Below are 17513 nucleotides of genomic sequence, written 5' to 3'. Positions count from 1 at the left end.
CAGCCTTTCTTTTTTATTTTTCAGAAGCTTAACTGCGGTAATGCGTTACCTGATTACGGCCATTGGCTTTGGCATAATAAAGTGCTTCATCGGCACAACGGACCCAATATTCAGGCCCATCCTGATATTTCGGCACATCACCATGAACACCAATACTGACCGTCACTTTCAGCCCCTCTGCCAGACGATCAAAGCTCAGGTTTGCAATGGTTTTGCGCAGACACTCGGCGACCAGCATAGCGCCCGACAGTTCGGTATTGGGTAAAATAAGAATAAACTCTTCACCACCATAACGCGCAATCAGATCCGTATTGCGGTGCACGGTCTGGCGAATAGCCTGGGCGACAACGCGCAGAATTTCATCCCCTGCCTGATGCCCGTGTACATCATTAACCTTTTTAAAATAATCCACATCGAGCATTAACAGACTGAGAGGTTCTCGTTCACGGATTGCCCGCGCCATTTCCCGCTGCATTATCTGATCAAAGAAACGACGATTGCGAACATTGGTCAGCGGATCGGTAATGCTCATAAGCTCCAGCTTACGGTTAGCATCTTCCAGTTCAAGCGTGCGCTCTTTAACGCGTAACTCCAGAGTTTCTGTTGCCTTACGCTGAACCTCAAGTGCTTTGGCCTGGGCTTCCCGTGCAGCCCGCTCGTGCTCCAGTGCTTTTTCCTGGGCAAGCCGCGCATTACGCTCCTGTTCAAGCGCATCTTCCTGAGCGATACGGGCGATTTTTTCATGTTCAAAGGCAGTGATCTGCGCTTCAAAACGTTCACGTTTTTCCTGATTCAGCCGGTCGGCCAGAGCAAAAGAAAGCAAAATCACTTCTAACGCCGAGCCAAACTGAATGATATTTTCAGTAAAGACATTACGCGGGATAATATTGAACTTATTCATCGCCAGTATCGCCCCACCCACCAGCATCGACGACCAGGCCACGGTATAATACCGGGCCGAGGAATAACCCTGACTCCAGCGCAATATGCCACTATAAATAGCAAGTCCAATGCCCAGTACCGCCGTAGCAATCAAAATCCGGATCATGGTGTGGTAAGGAATGATGTTGCTCAGAACAACAATGGCCAGCGCGGCAAAAACAATCACCAGAAAAGAGCGGTTAAGCCAGTTCACATCCTGAAGATTGAGAAAATTACGGGTAAAAATCGCAGCAAAAACGACAACGCCACTGAGAAAAACAATGATGCTCTGATCGTTCCATCTTGTGGATTCAGGCCAAAGATACTGAAAGTTAATTCCCTGCAGGCTTCCAAGGAATGCAGCCATGCTGCCAACGTAAAAAACGTAATACAGATAGTTAGCTTCGCGCACAGCCAGAAAAATAAACAGGTTGTACAACACCATAATCAACATGATGCCGTAGTACAGCCCCATGCCCAGAACCTGATGCTGATCGTGAATAAAAAAATCACGCTCTTGCCAGATACTTAATGGGAACTGCATAGAGCTGGATGTCTCTACGCGAAATATCCACTCATCAGCCTGCCCAGCCTGCAGCGTCAGTGGTATTACAAAATAACGGTGAATAACCGGCCGCTGATGGAATGCTTGCTTATCCCCCAATTCCAGCGTTTGCCACTCACCGTCTTTGTGCCGGTGATAAACACGCACATGATCAAGAACCGGATAGGTCAGACTGAGAAAGCGCTGCTCAACCTGATCGCCCGGATTACTCAACGCCAGACGGAACCAGTACACCGAATCGGTATAACCAAAAGCCATATTATGGTGCTGATTGCGTTGCCAACCCAGAGTTACCGGAGGTAACCCCTGAATATCTGCTTTTGCATCCTCATAGTACTGCAGCACAGGGTCAAGCTCCTGCCCCGACGCCAGTGTGCGGATATCAACATATTCCTCTACCGATGCAGCGCTGACGGATAATTGGTCGGCATTAGGTTCATCACCGGTAATATCAGCGCCAGCTGCCAGAACATCCGAACATGAAAGAACCACCAACCAGATTAAAACGAAGGGCGAAAATAATCGCTGGGACATAGCAAACCCATCCATATGATGAATTCAGTCTAGCAGCCGTAAACTATCACGCCGGAATAGCGGACGATCACCCCAAAAAAGAACTCCCGTGCAAAATTAAAAGATAATTTTATTAATTATAAAATATCCAGGCCGGCTGGTGCTTAACAAAAAATTACCTTTACGAACTACAAAAAAATCACAATTCAGGTCGTGCCATATCATCAGAGTTGCGCACTATTCACCGTTTTTTCACTGCCAGCCTGTTATAAAAGGCGATCACAATGAAAATGCCCACAGAAGGCATCAGGCAATGCGGTGAGGTAAGGATGAAACGCGCACTCTGGCTCGTATTAATACTGACACTGGGTACTGTCCTCAGTGGCTGTAAAAGTGAATATTCCGGTGATGTTGGCGGCGCTTCGAATGGCGGCAATGGCAGCCTGATTGGTAATTACAACCCTGAAGGCCAGCGTCAGTACGAACGCCAGTGCGCTTCCTGCCACGGTGTCGATGGCAATGGCACGCCCATAGGCTCGTCACTGGTTGCCTGCTCAACCTGCACAACCCTGAGTGTTCTGGCCGATGAAATCAGCCGCACCATGCCCATCGGTAATGTTGGCAACTGCAGCGGCAGCTGTGCCAGTGACACCGCCGAATACATTCTGTACGCCTTTAACGGGTATAACCTCGCCGCGGCAACCACCACACTGGAAGGCGTGGTCAATCACGAACTCAGCGCAACATTGCGCAGTGCTGCGCTGCAACTGGCCGGCCGCCTGCCCACCGCCAGTGAAATTGCTATGGTGGAAAAAAACGGCGAAGCCGGCCTGAGCCTTGCGCTCAATCAGCTGATGAATGAAGAGAACTTTTATCAGTGGCTGATGGAAGCCTTCAACGAACAGCTGCTGACCGATAAATACCTCACCAGCAACCAGTTCGAAGGTGGGGTTAACCTGCTCGATCCGGACGATTACCCGCAACGTAAGTGGTACAACGACGCTTACCCGGCGGATGAACAAAGCAGCATCCGGGGCTGTGTGCGTACACTCACCAACGATGCCGTGGCCCGCGAACCTCTTGAGCTGGTGCGCTACGCCGCCCAAAACGGTCTGCCTCATACGCTCTACATGAACGCCGATTACATGATGGTGAACTGGTACAGCCAGCAGGTCTATGAAGCAACATTAGTTGATCCCGGCACATCTTTTAAGCAGCTGGCCGAGCCGGTCTGTGATGCCAATGGTGTTAAAGTTTATTACGACCCGAACGACTTCCGCCCGGCGCGGGTAACCAAAAATCTCGAATATGAAATGGGTGGCCTTTATCACGCCGGTGTACTGACCTCGCCGATGTTTCTGAACCGCTACCCGACCACCTTCACCAACCGCAACCGCCATCGTTCACGGATTGTGTTCGATTACTTCCTCGACACCGATATTCTGAAAATCGAGGGCGATCGTCCGGGGGACGGCATAGGCACCGGTACGGCCAACCCGACATTACTTGATCCGGCCTGCTATGCCTGCCATCAGGTGATGGACCCGGTGTCTTCTGCGTTCCAGCACTTTACCGAACGGGGCCAGTTTATCGTTACCGGCAGCACCTCACCCAACCGCTGGGACAGCTCCGATATTGAGCCTGCTGGTCTGGCAGGAAAAACCATTCCACTGTCCGGCAGCAGCGGCTACTTCCGCAATATGCTGCAGTGGCTGGGCAATGAAATCGCCAACGATCCGCGTTTTATCCGCGCCACCATGCGAACGCTCTACAGCGCCATCATCGGCCAGGAGCCGCTCGAAGCGCCCGGTGAAAGCGGCAGCGATGCGGATAAGGTCGCTTATAACAGCCAGCGCGCGGTAATCAACACCATCGGCCAGGCCATGGCGGCCGACGGCTGGAACATCAAAACCGGGGTGAAAGGCATCATCATGAGCCCTTACTACCGCGCTAAAGCCGTGGACGCCGGCAAGCTGGTCAGCAACCAGCATATCGGTGCCAGCCAGTTCCTCAGCCCGGAGCAGATGCAACGCAAGCTGCAGGCCACTCTGGGCTTTGGCTGGGATGAATTCCGCAACGAAAACAACCGCATCATGTACGGCGGCATCGATTCCGACAGCATTACCGAGCGCATCCGCGAGCCCAGCGGGCTGACCATCGCCATTCAGCAACGCATGGCCTCAGAAATGGCCTGCCGCGCCAGCGCACTGGATTTCACCCGCAGTGCGGCCGAGCGCAAGCTGTTCCGCTTTGTTGAGCCAACCACCACGCCTGAAGACGCTAGCGGTACGATTAATGCTCAGGCTGTCAGCATGATCAAACACAACCTGCAGCATCTGCACTGGGTACTGCTGGGCGAACAGCTTGATATCAACAGCAGTGAGCTGCAGGCCAGCTACGATCTGTTCTATCAGGTCTGGTCACAGGGACAGCAGCTACTGGCCAACAGCGGCAACTACGACCCCAATCCGGGCGCTTCACTGGAGTGGGAATGCCGTGGTCGCTGGTACCGGCTGGCCGATGGCCGCACAGGTGACACCCTGCCGACCGAACTGCGCATAGAACGGGATGATCATTACAGTATCCGTGCCTGGATGGCGGTGATGACCTATCTGCTGTCCGACTACCGCTTTGCCTACGAATAAGGAGAACGCCATGAAACGTCGTCATTTTCTGCAACTCATGGCTGCCACCGGCATGACCGCCCATATGCCGCTGTGGACTCCCAAAGCCCATGCCGCCGTTCCCCAACAGTTTTTGGTGGTGGTTAACGCCAGTGGCGGCTGGGATCCAACGTCTCTGTGCGACCCCAAAGGCCTGAACGGTGCTTATGAAGCTCAGTCGGATCGTCATCTGGGATCGACCAACTCCGTCGATCTGGACCCGGCCAAAGCCTTTGGTGATATTCGCTGGAGTGCCATTCCATCATTTGTCTCCGCTGATGATACGGTGCTGCAGCGCATCGAAAGCCAGTTTGATCAGTTTTTCAACACCTATGGCAATCGCCTGACCATCATCAATGGCATCGACACCGGTACCAATAACCACGACACCGGCAACCGCGTGGTATGGTCAGGTCAGCAGGAAATCGGCTATCCGAGTCTGGCAGCCTACTTTGCTGCAGCCACCAGCCCAACCCTGCCGATGGCATTTATCAGCAACGGAGGCTACGACTTTACCGACTCGCTGGTTGCCCGCGCCCGCGCCAGTAACGCCGATTTTATTAACGAACTGGCCGACCCCAATCATTACAGCAACGGCCGGGGTTTCCTGTACCGCAGCAGCGACCGCAGTATCGACCAGTACAGCGCCGTGCTCGCCGCCCAGCAAGCCCGCATTCAGCGCCAGCAGCTGCAGGAAGCCCTGCCTTTACGTCGCCAGCAACTGGGACAGTTATTCGGCGTGCGCAGTGAAGACAGCAACCTCGGCCAGCTGAGCGTATCGCTGGCTGATATCAAAGCCAACGTCAGCCGTGACAGCAACTGGAACCCCAACCGCTCCAATAACCTGAAAAGCCAGGCAGAGGTGGTTACGGCTGCTTTCCACAGTGGCCTGGCCGCTTCGGCCAACCTGAATATCGGGGGCTTCGATACCCACGGCAACCATGACTCCAGTGCCTATCCGCAACTGGGGGATCTGCTCGAAGGTATTCATTTTCTGCAGGCCGCCCTGCAGTTCGCGGGTATTGCCGACCGCACAACCGTGGTCGTCGGTTCTGACTTCGGCCGAACGCCCTACTACAATTCCGGTAATGGTAAGGATCACTGGCCGGTAACCAGTATGATGGTGCTGCATCCCGGCAGCACCGGCGGCAAAGTATTCGGCGCCTCCAGCAGCGACTTCCGCGCCCAGACGCTGAACCGCAGCACCGGCTTAGCCGACGCCGGCGGCGATAAACTGACTCCGGCCCATGTAAATCAGGCTCTGCGCAAACTGCTCGGAGTTGATCAAAGCGTCCTGAACAGCAATTATCCGCTGCGGGTTAACGATTTTGATATTTTCGCTTAATAAGGAGATAAGCCTGTGCGCTTACTGATGACCGCTGTACTGTTACTGACCACCCTGCTGACTTCGTCTCTGAGTCTGGCACTGGAGACCGGCGATAAAGCACCGGGTTTTAAACTGCCGCTGTTAACGCAGAAAGGTCAGCTGTCGCTGGCCAGCTATAAAGGCAAAGTGGTGTATGTCGATTTCTGGGCCTCCTGGTGTGGTCCGTGCCGTAAATCCCTGCCACTGCTGAACGAGCTGCGCGCTGAGTTGAAAGGTCAGGGCTTTGAGGTGCTGGCCATCAATCTGGATGAAGACATCAAAGATGCCCGCGCCTTTCTGAAAGAGTTCCCGGTCAGCTACCCGACGCTGTACGACGGCGAAGGCAAAACCCCAACCGCCTTTGGTCTGCGTGGTATGCCAACCTCTTACCTGATTGACCGTCAGGGACGGATTCAGAGCGTGCATCAGGGCTTCAAACCCTCCGATATCAGTAAAATCCGCGCTGAAGTCATCCAGCAACTGAAACAGAAATAACGGAGCACAGACATCATGCACAGCCGAGTCGTGCTCGTTATTGCCATACTGCTGCTCAGCACTGGCTGCACCACAGTCAAACCCTGGGAAAGGGGCAATCTGGCTCAGGACATCATGGCCTGGCAGCCCGACCCGCTGAAAGCCTCGCTCGACAATCATATTCACTTTTCCAAGGAAGGCTCGTCCGGCGGTGGTCAGGCCGCCGGGGGCGGATGCGGCTGTAATTAACAATGAGCAAACAAACACTCAATTCTCTGGCCGCTCTGGCAGCGGCGGCTGCAACCCTGCCGGTTCAGGCGGAAAGCGCGCCAACGGATCAGATCATGGCGTATCGTTTCAGCCAGTATCAGGAAGCCGATGCACCGCGAGAGCGTACCTTCACGCCGACCACTGAACGTTACAGTATCGATATTCATCAGTTCAGATACGGCAAACCATTAGGTGATGACTGGTATCTGAACAGCGAGTTTCAGTACGAGACCCTGAGCGGCGCTTCTCCTATGCAGACTTATCAGAATGCCAATGGCCAGAGCGTGTTGCTGATGAGTGGCGCCAGCATTTCCGAAACCCGCTACGACCTGAAAGTTGCTCCCAAACGCTATTTCAGTGGTGCGCTGAACGGCCAGCTCGACGGCACTCTGGGAACCAATCTGGCGCTGTCGCTGGAGAACGATTACCGCTCGGTTGCCCTTGGCGCCGACGGCTCGCTGGAATTGTTTAACAAACACACCACCCTGCTTGGCTCGGTCAGTATGTCGCTGGATGAACTGTCACCCAGCGATGCCTCAATCTCCGCTGACCGGCAACGCGCCGATGGTCGTGGCAAGCGCAGCGTTTCCATTTACGAAGGTGTATCGCAGGTGATCGATAAAAACCGCGTGGTACAGATTGGGATTGGTTATACCCAGCTATCCGGCTACCTGTCCGACCCGTATAAATTTGAAGACCGCCGCCCCGACCGGCGCGGACAGCTGACTATCAGTGGCCAGTACCGGCACTTTTTTCCGTTATGGGATGGCGCCGCCCTGCATGGCGATTACCGCTACTACAGCGATGACTGGGGCATTCGCTCGCATACCCTGACAGCCCGCTGGGCACAGAGCGTCAGCCTGGCGCCGTTTTCGTTCCGCTTTATCCCGATGATGCGCTATTACCGCCAGACCCAGGCCGATTTTTACAGTCTGGAGCAGAATCCGCCGGATGATCAGCTCAACAGCTCCGATGCACGGTTATCGTCTTATGGAGCCTTCAGCTACGGCCTGGAAAGCCGCATTCTGTACCAGCAGTGGACACTCAGTATCGACTGGCAGCAATACCTGTCATCGGAAGAGTTTGCCCTGGTGCAAACCACCAATAACGAAACCCCGGCACTGGTCGATTACAGCGTTCTGAGTCTTGGCATTGAATACCGTTACTGAAGCACAGCCTCTGCACCGCCATGAGTTTACCGCCATGGCGTCGCCCTGCTGTTTTCATCTGCCCGACCTGCCCGGCATTCATAATCTGGCGCAACAGATGGAAGAGGAAGTGCGCCGTATCGAGCAGAAATACAGTCGTTACCGCCACGACAGTGTGCTCTCCCGCCTCAATGCACACGCCGGGCAAACCAGCGTGATTGATGCCGAAACCGCCTGGCTGCTGAATTACGCCAAGGTGTGCTTTGAGCAGAGCGACGGCCTGTTTGATATCAGCTCCGGCATTCTGCGCAGCGTCTGGAATTTCCGTACCCCCACCCTGCCCGACAACACCGATCTGCAACGCCTGTTGCCACGCATCGGCCTTGGCCGGCTCACCCTGAACGCTAACGAACTGTGGATGCCCGCCGATATGGAGCTGGATTTCGGCGGCATCGGCAAGGAGTACGCCGCCGATTGCGCCGCCGCCATTGCCCGCAATGCCGGTGTGCATCAGGGCATTGTTGACCTTGGCGGCGACCTGCACATTCTCGGCCCGAAAATCACCACACAGGGCGAAGAGCCCTGGCTGCTGGGGGTGCGCCATCCACGCAAGCCGCAGCAGGCCATTGCCCAACTTCCGGTTTATCGCGGCGGCATGGCCACCAGTGGCGATTACGAGCGCTATTTTGAGCTGGATGGCCGCCGTTACTGCCACCTGTTAAACCCACAATCCGGCTGGCCGGTCAGCCACTGGGCATCGGTGACGGTGCTGGCGCCGTCCTGCCTGCTGGCCGGTACCTTATCCAGCATTGCCATGCTGCGTGAAGCCGCTGCCGTCGACTGGCTTAAGGAACAGGACGTTCATGCCCTGCTGATCGACCCTGCCCTGCAACTTCTGCCACTGACGCCTGACATTCAACAGCCATAACCTGGCACCGGCGGCATTGGCCGTGACCGCCAAGGGCTGATATAAAGAGGCCCTCAATAAGAAAAACATCAGCAGGTCAGACTATGGAAACGCCAAGCGCCGCCCCCGTCAGTACGCCATCCACTGCGCAGGAAGGCTCAGTCCCAATTGATTACCGTAATCACGATGCCATGGGCCTGGCCGATCTGGTACGGCGAGGTGAGACTTCCGCAGGCGAGCTGCTGGATCTGGCCATTGCCCGGGCTGAAGCGGTCAACCCCAAAATCAACGCCATTATTACCCCGCTGTACGATTACGGCCGCGCCCAGATTAACGCCGGTTTACCCGATGGTCCCTTTTCCGGAGTGCCTTTCTTACTGAAGGACCTGCTTTGTGCAGTTGAAGGTACACCGCTGAGCAACGGCAGCAATGCATTAAAAGGCCGTATTTCACCACGCGACAGCGAACTGGCCAGCCGTTTCAGACGCAGCGGACTGGTGTTTTTTGGTAAAACCAACACGCCGGAACTGGGGCTGATGGGTGTCACCGAACCCAAGGCCTTTGGCCCGGCGCGCAATCCCTGGAATCTGAATCACACCCCCGGCGGCTCCAGCGGTGGTTCGGCCGCAGCGATTGCCGCCGGTATTGTGCCGATGGCGTCTGGTGGCGATGGCGGCGGTTCTATCCGTATTCCTGCGGCCTGCTGTGGTCTGTTTGGTCTGAAACCCAGCCGTGGCCGGGTACCGACCGGTCCCTATGCGCAGGAATTCTGGGACGGTGCGGCGACAGAGCATGTACTCACCCGCAGTGTGCGTGACAGCGCCGCCATGTTGGATGTGATCGCTGGCCCCGATGGCTCCAGCCCCTATCCGCTGCGCAGCCGTAATAATTATCTCGAATGCCTCAGTCAGCCCCTGCGCAAACTGCGAATCGGTTATACCAGCACCTCCTTTATCGGCCGCCCGGTCAGTGCCGATGCCGTTGCCGCCGTTGAGCACAGCGCAAAATTGCTGGAGCAACTCGGCCACGAGGTTGAAGCGGTTGAGATTCGTCTGGATGGCGAAGCGCTGGCCGACAGTTACCTGACCATGTATTTCGGCCATGTCGCGGCCGACCTTGAATTTATGGCGCAGCAGTTAGGCAGCCGCATCAGTAATCTGGATGTGGAAGACGCCACCAAAGTGCTGGGCTTTCTCGGTAAAACCATCTCCGCCGGAGATTTCGTGCAGGCCAAGCGCCGCTGGAATGACTTTGCCCAGACCATGCACCTGTTTCATCAGCGCTACGATTTACTGTTAACCCCAACACTGGGCTCTGAGCCGGTGCCGACTGGCAGCTTTGAGCCACCGGCATGGGAAGCAGTCGCCATGAAAGTGATCAATGCCTTTGGCCTGCACAAACTTCTGCTGAAAAGTGGCATGGTGAAACAGATGGCGCTGGATAATCTGGAAAAACTGCCCTTTACCCAGCTCGCCAACCTGACCGGCCTGCCGGCGATGTCGGTGCCGTTATACTGGACAGCCAATAACCTGCCTCTGGGCTCGCAGTTTATTGCGCCAATGGGCGATGAGAACACTCTGCTGCAGCTGGCCCAACAGCTGGAACAGGCGCAGCCCTGGATGCGGCGCATCCCGGATTTATAAGGTGCAACGCATCCCGGACTTATAAGATGCGGTGCATCCCGGATTGATAAGATGCAACAAACACACTACAGAAAATGAAAAGAAAAAGGCCATCCACAATCCTGTCACAGAATTGTGGCACCCTGACCAATAACAATTAAAAGATTGCCAATATGTCCATGAATAATAAAACCGTTCTGATTACCGGCTGCTCCTCAGGTATTGGCCGCGCCCTGACCGAAGAATTTCTGCGTCATGGTTATCTGGTGTATGCCGCGGCGCGCAATACCGACAGCCTGAATAACCTGACCAGCACTCATTTGATTCCTCTGCAGATGGATGTGAACAATACGGCGGATATTCAGCAGGCGGCTGAACTTATCCGTGAACGCTCAGGCCACCTGAACTGCCTGATTAATAATGCTGGTTACGCCGCGATGGGACCGGTGGCCGAGCTCAGCAGCGAATCGCTGCAACAGCAGTTTGCCACCAACGTATTTGCGCCCATAGCGCTCACCAAAGCCTTATTGCCGTTATTACAGGCCGGGCAGAATGAAAAACATCCGGCTCAGGTGGTCAACATTGGTTCGGTTTCCGGCATCCTGACCACGCCGTTTTCCGGCGCCTACTGCGCCACCAAAGCCGCTCTGCATGCCCTATCCGATGCTCTGCGTATGGAGCTGGCACCCTTTAATATTCAGGTCATTACCGTTCAGCCCGGTGCAATTCAATCAAAATTCGGTGATAACTCACTCGCTAATCTGGGCGATCTGATTCAGCCTGATTCACTCTACGCACCACTGAAAAAACAGATACAGGCTCGGGCAACAGCCTCACAGGACAACCCGACTCCGGCAACGGATTTTGCCCGCGAATTAATGGCACAGTTATTAAGCCAGCCGGACCCGGTAATCCGTATCGGCAATGGCAGCCGCACACTGCCCTTTATGAAACGCTGGATTCCACTGCCTCTGCTCGACAAAATTCTGAGCAAAAAATTCGGCCTGCTGGCGTTAAAACGCTGAGGCCGAGAACACAACGTGGTCTCATAAAACATAACCTGACGCCATAAAAAAACCGCAGCCTGAGCTGCGGTTTTTTTTATGGTCTTATTACGTCTGTTTAATCAGAAATAATAATCCATGGTCAGGTACAGTGCATCGTAGTCGCCATCAACGACTTCGCCGTCTTCACCGATATCACCATCATTGGATACATATTCAAGGTAGAACCAGCCCGGACCATAGTTATAGCTCACACCCGGCGCCCAGCTGTCGGCAGAGCCAACGGTATTACCCTTGGTATTCGCTTCAGCATTGGTGTAATCCACATAAAACAGGTAATCACCCATGCTGTAAGTCAGCGTAACCGCTTTACGGTCGTTTTTAATTTTAGGAGCACCACTAAAGCCACCAATATCAGTCAGATCACGTTCGGTGATCATATACTGGGCTTTAACGCCTAAGTTGTTGAACTCACCTTCGTAATACACAACCGCGGCATTATGCTCGCCAACATACGGACGATCAGCATTGGCACCGCTCAGATCACGCAATTTACCGTTCTGGTAAGAAGCACCCACTTTCTGCTTTTCGGCCAGATCGTACGCACCGTTCAGCACAAAAGTCTGCGTTTTCTGGTAAGTGGTTGTGCTACCCCAGTGACCGCCGTCATCCATGGTTTCGGTGCTTGAACCAAAGTCATCAACGTGGAAGTAAGCAACGTCATAGTTAACCGCCCCCAGATCGGCACTCCATTTAACACCGACATCCATCTGGTCGGCATAACCACCCAGCAACTCATCGCCAGGCCAGAAGTTAACAGTTGCCCAACCAAAAGGGACCTGAGATTTACCGATTTTCAGCTCACCCTTGCCAAAGGTTTTACCCACCCAGGCTTTATGGAAACCGAAATGAGCACCGGTATTGTTATTTGCCGGATCGGTGAAAGCACCGGTGCCATAACGCATTTCTGAGGAGAACTGCCAGCCGGTTTTTTCATCGGTTTTATCGATATACAGAATCAGCGCTTCGTAGTTGGTATCACCATATGACACTTCATCAACACTTTCATTTTGAGCATCAATAGCATGATTAAGCCAGAAGCCACCGCTGATCGATTCCGATGCAACAGCAGGCACCGCACTTGCACTGATGGCCGCAATGGCCAGGGATAAGTGTACTTTTTTCAAAAGACTCTCTCCTTCCTTATTATGAATGAATCCCGGAAATCTCAGGGATTTCCGTGGATATCTGGCCAGAACAGACGGAGATTACCGCCTGTTTATACGGCCAAATTACGGCATCAACCTAATGTTGATACTAGTCGTCGGACATCATTTTGCCCAACAGCGTGTGATACAGCTCGCGGTCACCGACAACGCCCTGCACCCCCTGTTCATCACCTACCAGCACCGAGTGCCCTGTGTGGTAACGGATTTCCATCACATCACGCATGGCTGTGCGCGGCCCCACACGGGTGGGGATTTGCTGCAGCGCGCTGATATCATCACCCTGCTGCCAACACTGTACAGCATAGACCTGATCTTTTACCTGTACCTGATTACCATCGGGGCTAAGCCAATAATCATGGCGTTTGCTCAGACAATAGCCCCGTTCCTGCTGCGCCATATCACTCAGCTCACGCATTATTGATACCGCACGCAATACATTCAGCGGATTGGTATGGGCAACAAAATCACGCACATAATCGTTCGCCGGATTGAGCACAATGCTTTCCGGTTTACCATGCTGCACAATTTCACCGTCTTTCATAATGGCGATATGGCTGCCGAGTTTCAGCGCTTCATCAAGATCGTGGCTGACAAAAATAATGGTCTTCTTCAGCTTTTCCTGCAGCTGCAAAAGCTCGTCCTGCAACTGAGTACGGATCAGCGGGTCCAGTGCGGAAAACGGCTCATCCATTAATAAAATATCAGATTCAATCGCCAGCGCCCGGGCCAGACCAACCCGCTGCTGCATACCACCGGATAACTTACCCGGTTTAAGCTTGCGCCATTCGGATAAGCCCACGACATCAAGCTGCTCACTGACCCGGCGTTTAATTTCAGCTTTCGGCAAGCCCTGTAACTCCAGCGGCATCGCAACATTTTCTTCAACGGTCAGCCAGGGCATTAATGCGAATTTCTGGAATACCATAGAAATCCGGCGCATACGGATATCCCGTTTGGTCTGCTCATCGGCACCGACAAAGTCGAGCATTTCACCATTGTGCTCAATATTGACCGATCCACGGGCCACCGGGTTAAGACCGTTAATGCAACGCAGCAGGCTGGATTTACCGGAACCGGACAGCCCCATCAATACACAGATTTCACCGCGCTTTACCGTTAACGATGCGTCTTTAACAGCAACCAGAGAACCACTCTGTGCACGTACCTGTTCACGCTCCAGGCCCTGATCAAGTAATGCCAGCGCCTGCTGGGGTTGTGGACCGAAGACCACATCAAGATGTTTAATTTCGATCATATCAGCTCACCTGCTCCCGTTGTTTGCACAGGCGATCGAGTAAAATCGCCAGCAGAACAATGGCCAGTCCCGCTTCAAAACCGCTGGCAATATCTACCGTGTTCAGCGCCCGGACCACAGGTTTACCTAAGCCATCAGCACCAACCAGCGCCGCAATCACCACCATCGACAGCGACAACATAATGCACTGGGTTACACCGGCGGCAATGTTGGAGGCCGCCGCCGGTAATTCAATCCGCCATAATAATTGTGAGCGGGTCGCACCAAAGGATTGGCCTGCCTCAACCATTTCTTTCGGCACTTCAGAAATCCCCAGATAGGTCAGACGTACCGGTGCGGCAATAGCAAAAATAATGGTGGAAATCAGCCCGGGAACAACACCAAGACCAAACAATGTCAGGGTTGGAATTAAATATACAAAGGGCGGAACGGTTTGCATCAGATCAAGCACCGGGCGCAACAAAGTATATAAACGCGGGTTATGAGCAGCATAAATACCGATCGGTAAACCCAGTAAAATGCAGAACAGAGTGGCATACAGAACCAGAGACAGGGTCTGCATGGTTTCGATCCAATAACCCATATTCCAGATCAGTAACAGTGATAGAACCGCATAAGCGACCAACCCGAAAGAGCGGTGCAGCCAGAATGCAAACAGCGCCAGAACCGCAATAAAAATACCGGGATGCATCCAGGTCAGCGCATCAGTGCTGGAATTAATCAGCCATTCCAGTGATTCGGCCATGGCATCAAAGAAACCGGAGGTGTTGTCCACCAACCAGTCGAAAAACAGCTCGATATATTCACCGAGTGGAATTTTAAAACTATCCATAAGACTCACGTAGTTGTAAAAAACAGAACAGAAATCTGAGCAGAGGTCAGTGCACAGAATGCACTGCCCACCTGCCTTTATGGATACTTAGCGGAAAGCAGCCTGAGCCTTGCTTAAAGCCGGCGTACCATCAGCGGCTTTAACGTCTTTCAGCCAGACACTCAGTACGTCAGGATTATTCTTCAGCCACTGTGTGGCTGCGGCTTTGGGTTTTTTACCCTCATCAAGAATGGCCGCCATCACCTGATTTTCCATTTCCAGGGTAAAGCTCAGGTTATTGAGGAATTTACCGATTTCCGCACACTGGCCAACATAACCTTTACGGGTATTGGTAAATACTGAGGCGCCACCCAGATCCGGGCCAAAGAACTCATCACCGCCTTCCAGATACGCCAGATCGAAGTTGCTGTTCATCGGGTGTGGTTCCCAGCCAAGGAAAACAATCCACTTATCACGGCGGGTTTTGCGCTTAACCTGTGACAACATACCCGCTTCGCTTGATTCCACCACTTCAAAACCTTTCAGGCCAAAAGCATTCTGATCAATCATGTCCTGAATCAGACGATTACCATCGTTACCAGGCTCAATACCGTAGATTTTTTTATCGAACTTATCGGCAAATTTAGCGATATCCGCAAAGGTTTTTACTCCGGCATCATAAACGTACTGAGGAACTGCCAGTGTGTACTTGGCGCCACTCAGGTTTTTACGCACGGTATCGACCGTACCACGTTCACGGTAGGCTTTAATGTCGCCTTCCATAGTTGGCATCCAGTTACCCAGAAATACATCAATATCGCCATTTTCCAGCGACTTATAGGTCACTGGTACCGACAGTAACTGCGTACTGGTCTGATAACCTGCACTTTCCAGCACCACAGAAGCCAGAGCGGTGGTGGCGGTAATATCTGTCCAGCCAACATCAGAAAAGCGTACGCTATCGCACTGCTCTGCCTGGGCGGCAGAACCCGCCGCCAGTACCATGGATAATAAAATCGTTCGTAAAGTCATCATGTATCTCCTGCATTTTTTTGCCGGATCATGCCGGCGGATTAGTCCGTTGTTTTTCTTTCCAGTCGGCTTCCATACCAACCTCTGCGTTACCGGGAGGTAATATCTGTGAGCGGCCTGTCAGACTGCTGCGGATAAAATCCGCCGCACGCTCGGCCACCATGATCGTGGGGGCATTTAAATTGCCGTTGGGAATCGTCGGGAAAACGGAGGAATCCACCACCCTGAGTCCCTGCACACCATGAACGCGGGTTTCAGGATCCACCACGGCCAGTTCATCGGTGCCCATTTTGCAGGAGCAGGATGGGTGATAAGCGCTTTCGACATTGCTGCGCACAAATTCATCGATCTGTTCATCCGTCTGTACCTGCTCGCCCGGTTGAATTTCACCATCGCGATAGGCATCAAATGCCGGCTGACCAATAATTTCCCGGGTCAGCTTTACGCAATCGCGGAAACCTTCACGGTCATCTTCGTGCTGCAGATAATTAAACAGAATACGTGGTGCACTGTGCGGATCAGCGCTGACAGCGCGGATATAACCACGGCTTTTCGGTTTGTTATGACCGATATGCACCTGAAAACCATGACCATCAAACGCTGTTCGGCCGTCATAACGCATTGCTGCCGGTAAAAAATGGTATTGCAGGTCGGGCCATTCAACCCCGGCTTTTGAGCGGATAAAGCCACAGGACTCGAAATGGTTGGTCGCGCCCAGACCTTTGCGGGTAAGCAGCCAGCGACTGCCGATTAAAAACTTACTCCACAACCCCAGTTTGCTGTTCAGGGTAATGGGCTGTTTGCATTTAAACTGAAAATAAAACTCCAGATGATCCTGCAAATTTTCACCGACACCGGGTAAGTGATGATTTACTTCAATACCGGCTTTCTCCAGTACCTCACGCGGGCCAATACCGGATAACTGCAGAATATGCGGTGAACCAACGGAACCGGCCGACAAAATAACTTCTTTACGCGCCCGCAGGTTTTCAATTTTGCCTTTACGCTCATAGCGCACACCGGTTGCACGCAATGCATCCGGCTGTTTGTCCAAAAGAACCTTATGCACCAGCGCATGGGTAATCACAGTTAAATTATTGCGTTTCATCGCCGGACGCAGATAGGCATTGGCGGTTGACCAGCGCAGGCCATTTTTAACCGTCATATGCATCGGGCCGAAACCTTCCTGCTGCTTACCGTTATAGTCGGCGGTAAAGTCATAGCCAGCCTGCTGCCCGGCTTTAATAAAAGCGCCGTACAGCGGATTCTGCATATTGTTGCCGTTATTAACGCCTAACGGCCCGCTGTCACCACGGTACTCATCACCACCAAAGGCCCAGGTTTCGGCCTTTTTAAAATAGGGTAAACAATGGGCGTAATCCCATTCGGTCGCGCCAGCTTCTGCCCACTCATCAAAATCACGGGCATGTCCACGCACATACACCATGCCGTTAATCGATGATGAGCCACCCAGCACCTTACCGCGCGGGCAATGCATACGGCGGTGATTGAGATACGGCTCCGGCTCGGTTTCAAACTGCCAGGCGTATTTTTTGGTATTCATCGGAATGGATAATGCGGTTGGCATCTGAATAAAAATACTTCTGTCCGAGCCACCGGTTTCCAGCAGCAATACCGATACCCGGGGATCTTCGCTCAGACGATTCGCCAGCACACAACCGGCTGAGCCGGCACCGACAATGATGTAATCAAATTCGTTCATGGGCATTTCC

Annotated in this window: 14 protein-coding genes; 8 read left to right on the top strand and 6 right to left on the bottom strand. The window is 53.3% G+C overall.

Annotated elements, in window-relative coordinates; translation table 11 throughout:
* Positions 1-28: 28 nt before the first annotated feature.
* On the bottom strand, positions 29-2020 hold the full coding sequence (locus tag HUF19_RS06960) for a sensor domain-containing diguanylate cyclase (protein WP_260999102.1): 1992 nt from the start codon (positions 2018-2020) through the stop codon (positions 29-31).
* A gap of 263 nt (positions 2021-2283) precedes the next feature.
* On the opposite strand from HUF19_RS06960, the gene HUF19_RS06955 reads away from it, so the two are divergent.
* The 8 genes from HUF19_RS06955 to HUF19_RS06920 all read left to right on the top strand — a co-directional run bounded on the left by HUF19_RS06955 (position 2284) and on the right by HUF19_RS06920 (position 11474).
* A complete protein-coding gene (locus HUF19_RS06955) occupies positions 2284-4644 on the top strand; it encodes a c-type cytochrome (protein ID WP_260999101.1) in 2361 nt (786 codons plus the stop codon).
* 10 nt (positions 4645-4654) lie between these two features.
* Positions 4655-6007, top strand: coding sequence for a DUF1501 domain-containing protein (locus tag HUF19_RS06950; protein WP_260999100.1), 1353 nt, complete (start codon positions 4655-4657; stop codon positions 6005-6007).
* 15 nt (positions 6008-6022) lie between these two features.
* Positions 6023-6523: a TlpA disulfide reductase family protein gene (locus tag HUF19_RS06945; RefSeq protein WP_260999099.1), complete on the top strand. Its 501-nt coding sequence runs from the start codon at positions 6023-6025 to the stop codon at positions 6521-6523.
* A gap of 15 nt (positions 6524-6538) precedes the next feature.
* On the top strand, positions 6539-6751 hold the full coding sequence (locus tag HUF19_RS06940; RefSeq protein ID WP_260999098.1) for a DUF4266 domain-containing protein: 213 nt from the start codon (positions 6539-6541) through the stop codon (positions 6749-6751).
* A 2-nt stretch (positions 6752-6753) separates the two neighbouring features.
* Positions 6754-7941, top strand: a complete 1188-nt coding sequence (locus HUF19_RS06935) for a DUF3570 domain-containing protein (protein ID WP_260999097.1) — start codon at positions 6754-6756, stop codon at positions 7939-7941.
* Positions 7925-8848, top strand: a complete 924-nt coding sequence (locus tag HUF19_RS06930; RefSeq protein WP_260999096.1) for an FAD:protein FMN transferase — start codon at positions 7925-7927, stop codon at positions 8846-8848. Before HUF19_RS06935 ends, HUF19_RS06930 begins: the two co-directional genes overlap by 17 nt.
* An 83-nt stretch (positions 8849-8931) precedes the next feature.
* Positions 8932-10470, top strand: a complete 1539-nt coding sequence (locus HUF19_RS06925; protein ID WP_260999095.1) for an amidase — start codon at positions 8932-8934, stop codon at positions 10468-10470.
* Positions 10471-10622: 152 nt separating this feature from the next.
* Positions 10623-11474, top strand: coding sequence for an SDR family oxidoreductase (locus HUF19_RS06920; protein ID WP_260999094.1), 852 nt, complete (start codon positions 10623-10625; stop codon positions 11472-11474).
* 101 nt (positions 11475-11575) lie between these two features.
* Here the strand turns inward: HUF19_RS06920 and HUF19_RS06915 are convergent, their stop codons facing one another.
* The 5 genes from HUF19_RS06915 to betA all read right to left on the bottom strand — a co-directional run bounded on the left by HUF19_RS06915 (position 11576) and on the right by betA (position 17509).
* A complete protein-coding gene (locus HUF19_RS06915; protein WP_260999093.1) occupies positions 11576-12640 on the bottom strand; it encodes a porin family protein in 1065 nt (354 codons plus the stop codon).
* A 130-nt stretch (positions 12641-12770) separates the two neighbouring features.
* Positions 12771-13937, bottom strand: coding sequence for a choline ABC transporter ATP-binding protein (choV, locus tag HUF19_RS06910; RefSeq protein ID WP_260999092.1), 1167 nt, complete (start codon positions 13935-13937; stop codon positions 12771-12773).
* A 1-nt stretch (position 13938) separates the two neighbouring features.
* Positions 13939-14778 carry a choline ABC transporter permease subunit gene (gene choW, locus HUF19_RS06905; protein ID WP_436317758.1) on the bottom strand — a complete coding sequence of 280 codons (840 nt, stop codon included), beginning with the start codon at positions 14776-14778 and terminating at the stop codon, positions 13939-13941.
* 78 nt (positions 14779-14856) lie between these two features.
* Positions 14857-15783 (bottom strand): choline ABC transporter substrate-binding protein, encoded by a 927-nt coding sequence (locus HUF19_RS06900; RefSeq protein ID WP_260999090.1) that lies wholly within the window; start codon positions 15781-15783, stop codon positions 14857-14859.
* A 25-nt stretch (positions 15784-15808) separates the two neighbouring features.
* Entirely contained in the window at positions 15809-17509 is a 1701-nt protein-coding gene (gene betA, locus HUF19_RS06895; protein ID WP_260999089.1) for a choline dehydrogenase, read from the bottom strand.
* Positions 17510-17513: the final 4 nt, after the last annotated feature.

The sequence above is a fragment of the Thalassolituus hydrocarboniclasticus genome, assembly GCF_025345565.1.
Taxonomy (GTDB): domain Bacteria; phylum Pseudomonadota; class Gammaproteobacteria; order Pseudomonadales; family Oceanobacteraceae; genus Venatoribacter; species Venatoribacter hydrocarboniclasticus.
This window is presented reverse-complemented; position numbering and strand designations above follow the sequence as displayed.

Bases quoted from the DNA above. Each gene is read 5' to 3' on its own strand.
- HUF19_RS06960 (WP_260999102.1), bottom strand. From the start codon at position 2,020: ATGTCCCAGCGATTATTTTCGCCCTTCGTTTTAATCTGGTTGGTGGTT.
- HUF19_RS06955 (WP_260999101.1), top strand. From the start codon at position 2,284: ATGAAAATGCCCACAGAAGGCATCAGGCAATGCGGTGAGGTAAGGATG.
- HUF19_RS06950 (WP_260999100.1), top strand. From the start codon at position 4,655: ATGAAACGTCGTCATTTTCTGCAACTCATGGCTGCCACCGGCATGACC.
- HUF19_RS06940 (WP_260999098.1), top strand. From the start codon at position 6,539: ATGCACAGCCGAGTCGTGCTCGTTATTGCCATACTGCTGCTCAGCACT.
- HUF19_RS06935 (WP_260999097.1), top strand. From the start codon at position 6,754: ATGAGCAAACAAACACTCAATTCTCTGGCCGCTCTGGCAGCGGCGGCT.
- HUF19_RS06925 (WP_260999095.1), top strand. From the start codon at position 8,932: ATGGAAACGCCAAGCGCCGCCCCCGTCAGTACGCCATCCACTGCGCAG.
- HUF19_RS06920 (WP_260999094.1), top strand. From the start codon at position 10,623: ATGTCCATGAATAATAAAACCGTTCTGATTACCGGCTGCTCCTCAGGT.
- choV (WP_260999092.1), bottom strand. From the start codon at position 13,937: ATGATCGAAATTAAACATCTTGATGTGGTCTTCGGTCCACAACCCCAG.
- HUF19_RS06900 (WP_260999090.1), bottom strand. From the start codon at position 15,783: ATGATGACTTTACGAACGATTTTATTATCCATGGTACTGGCGGCGGGT.
- betA (WP_260999089.1), bottom strand. From the start codon at position 17,509: ATGCCCATGAACGAATTTGATTACATCATTGTCGGTGCCGGCTCAGCC.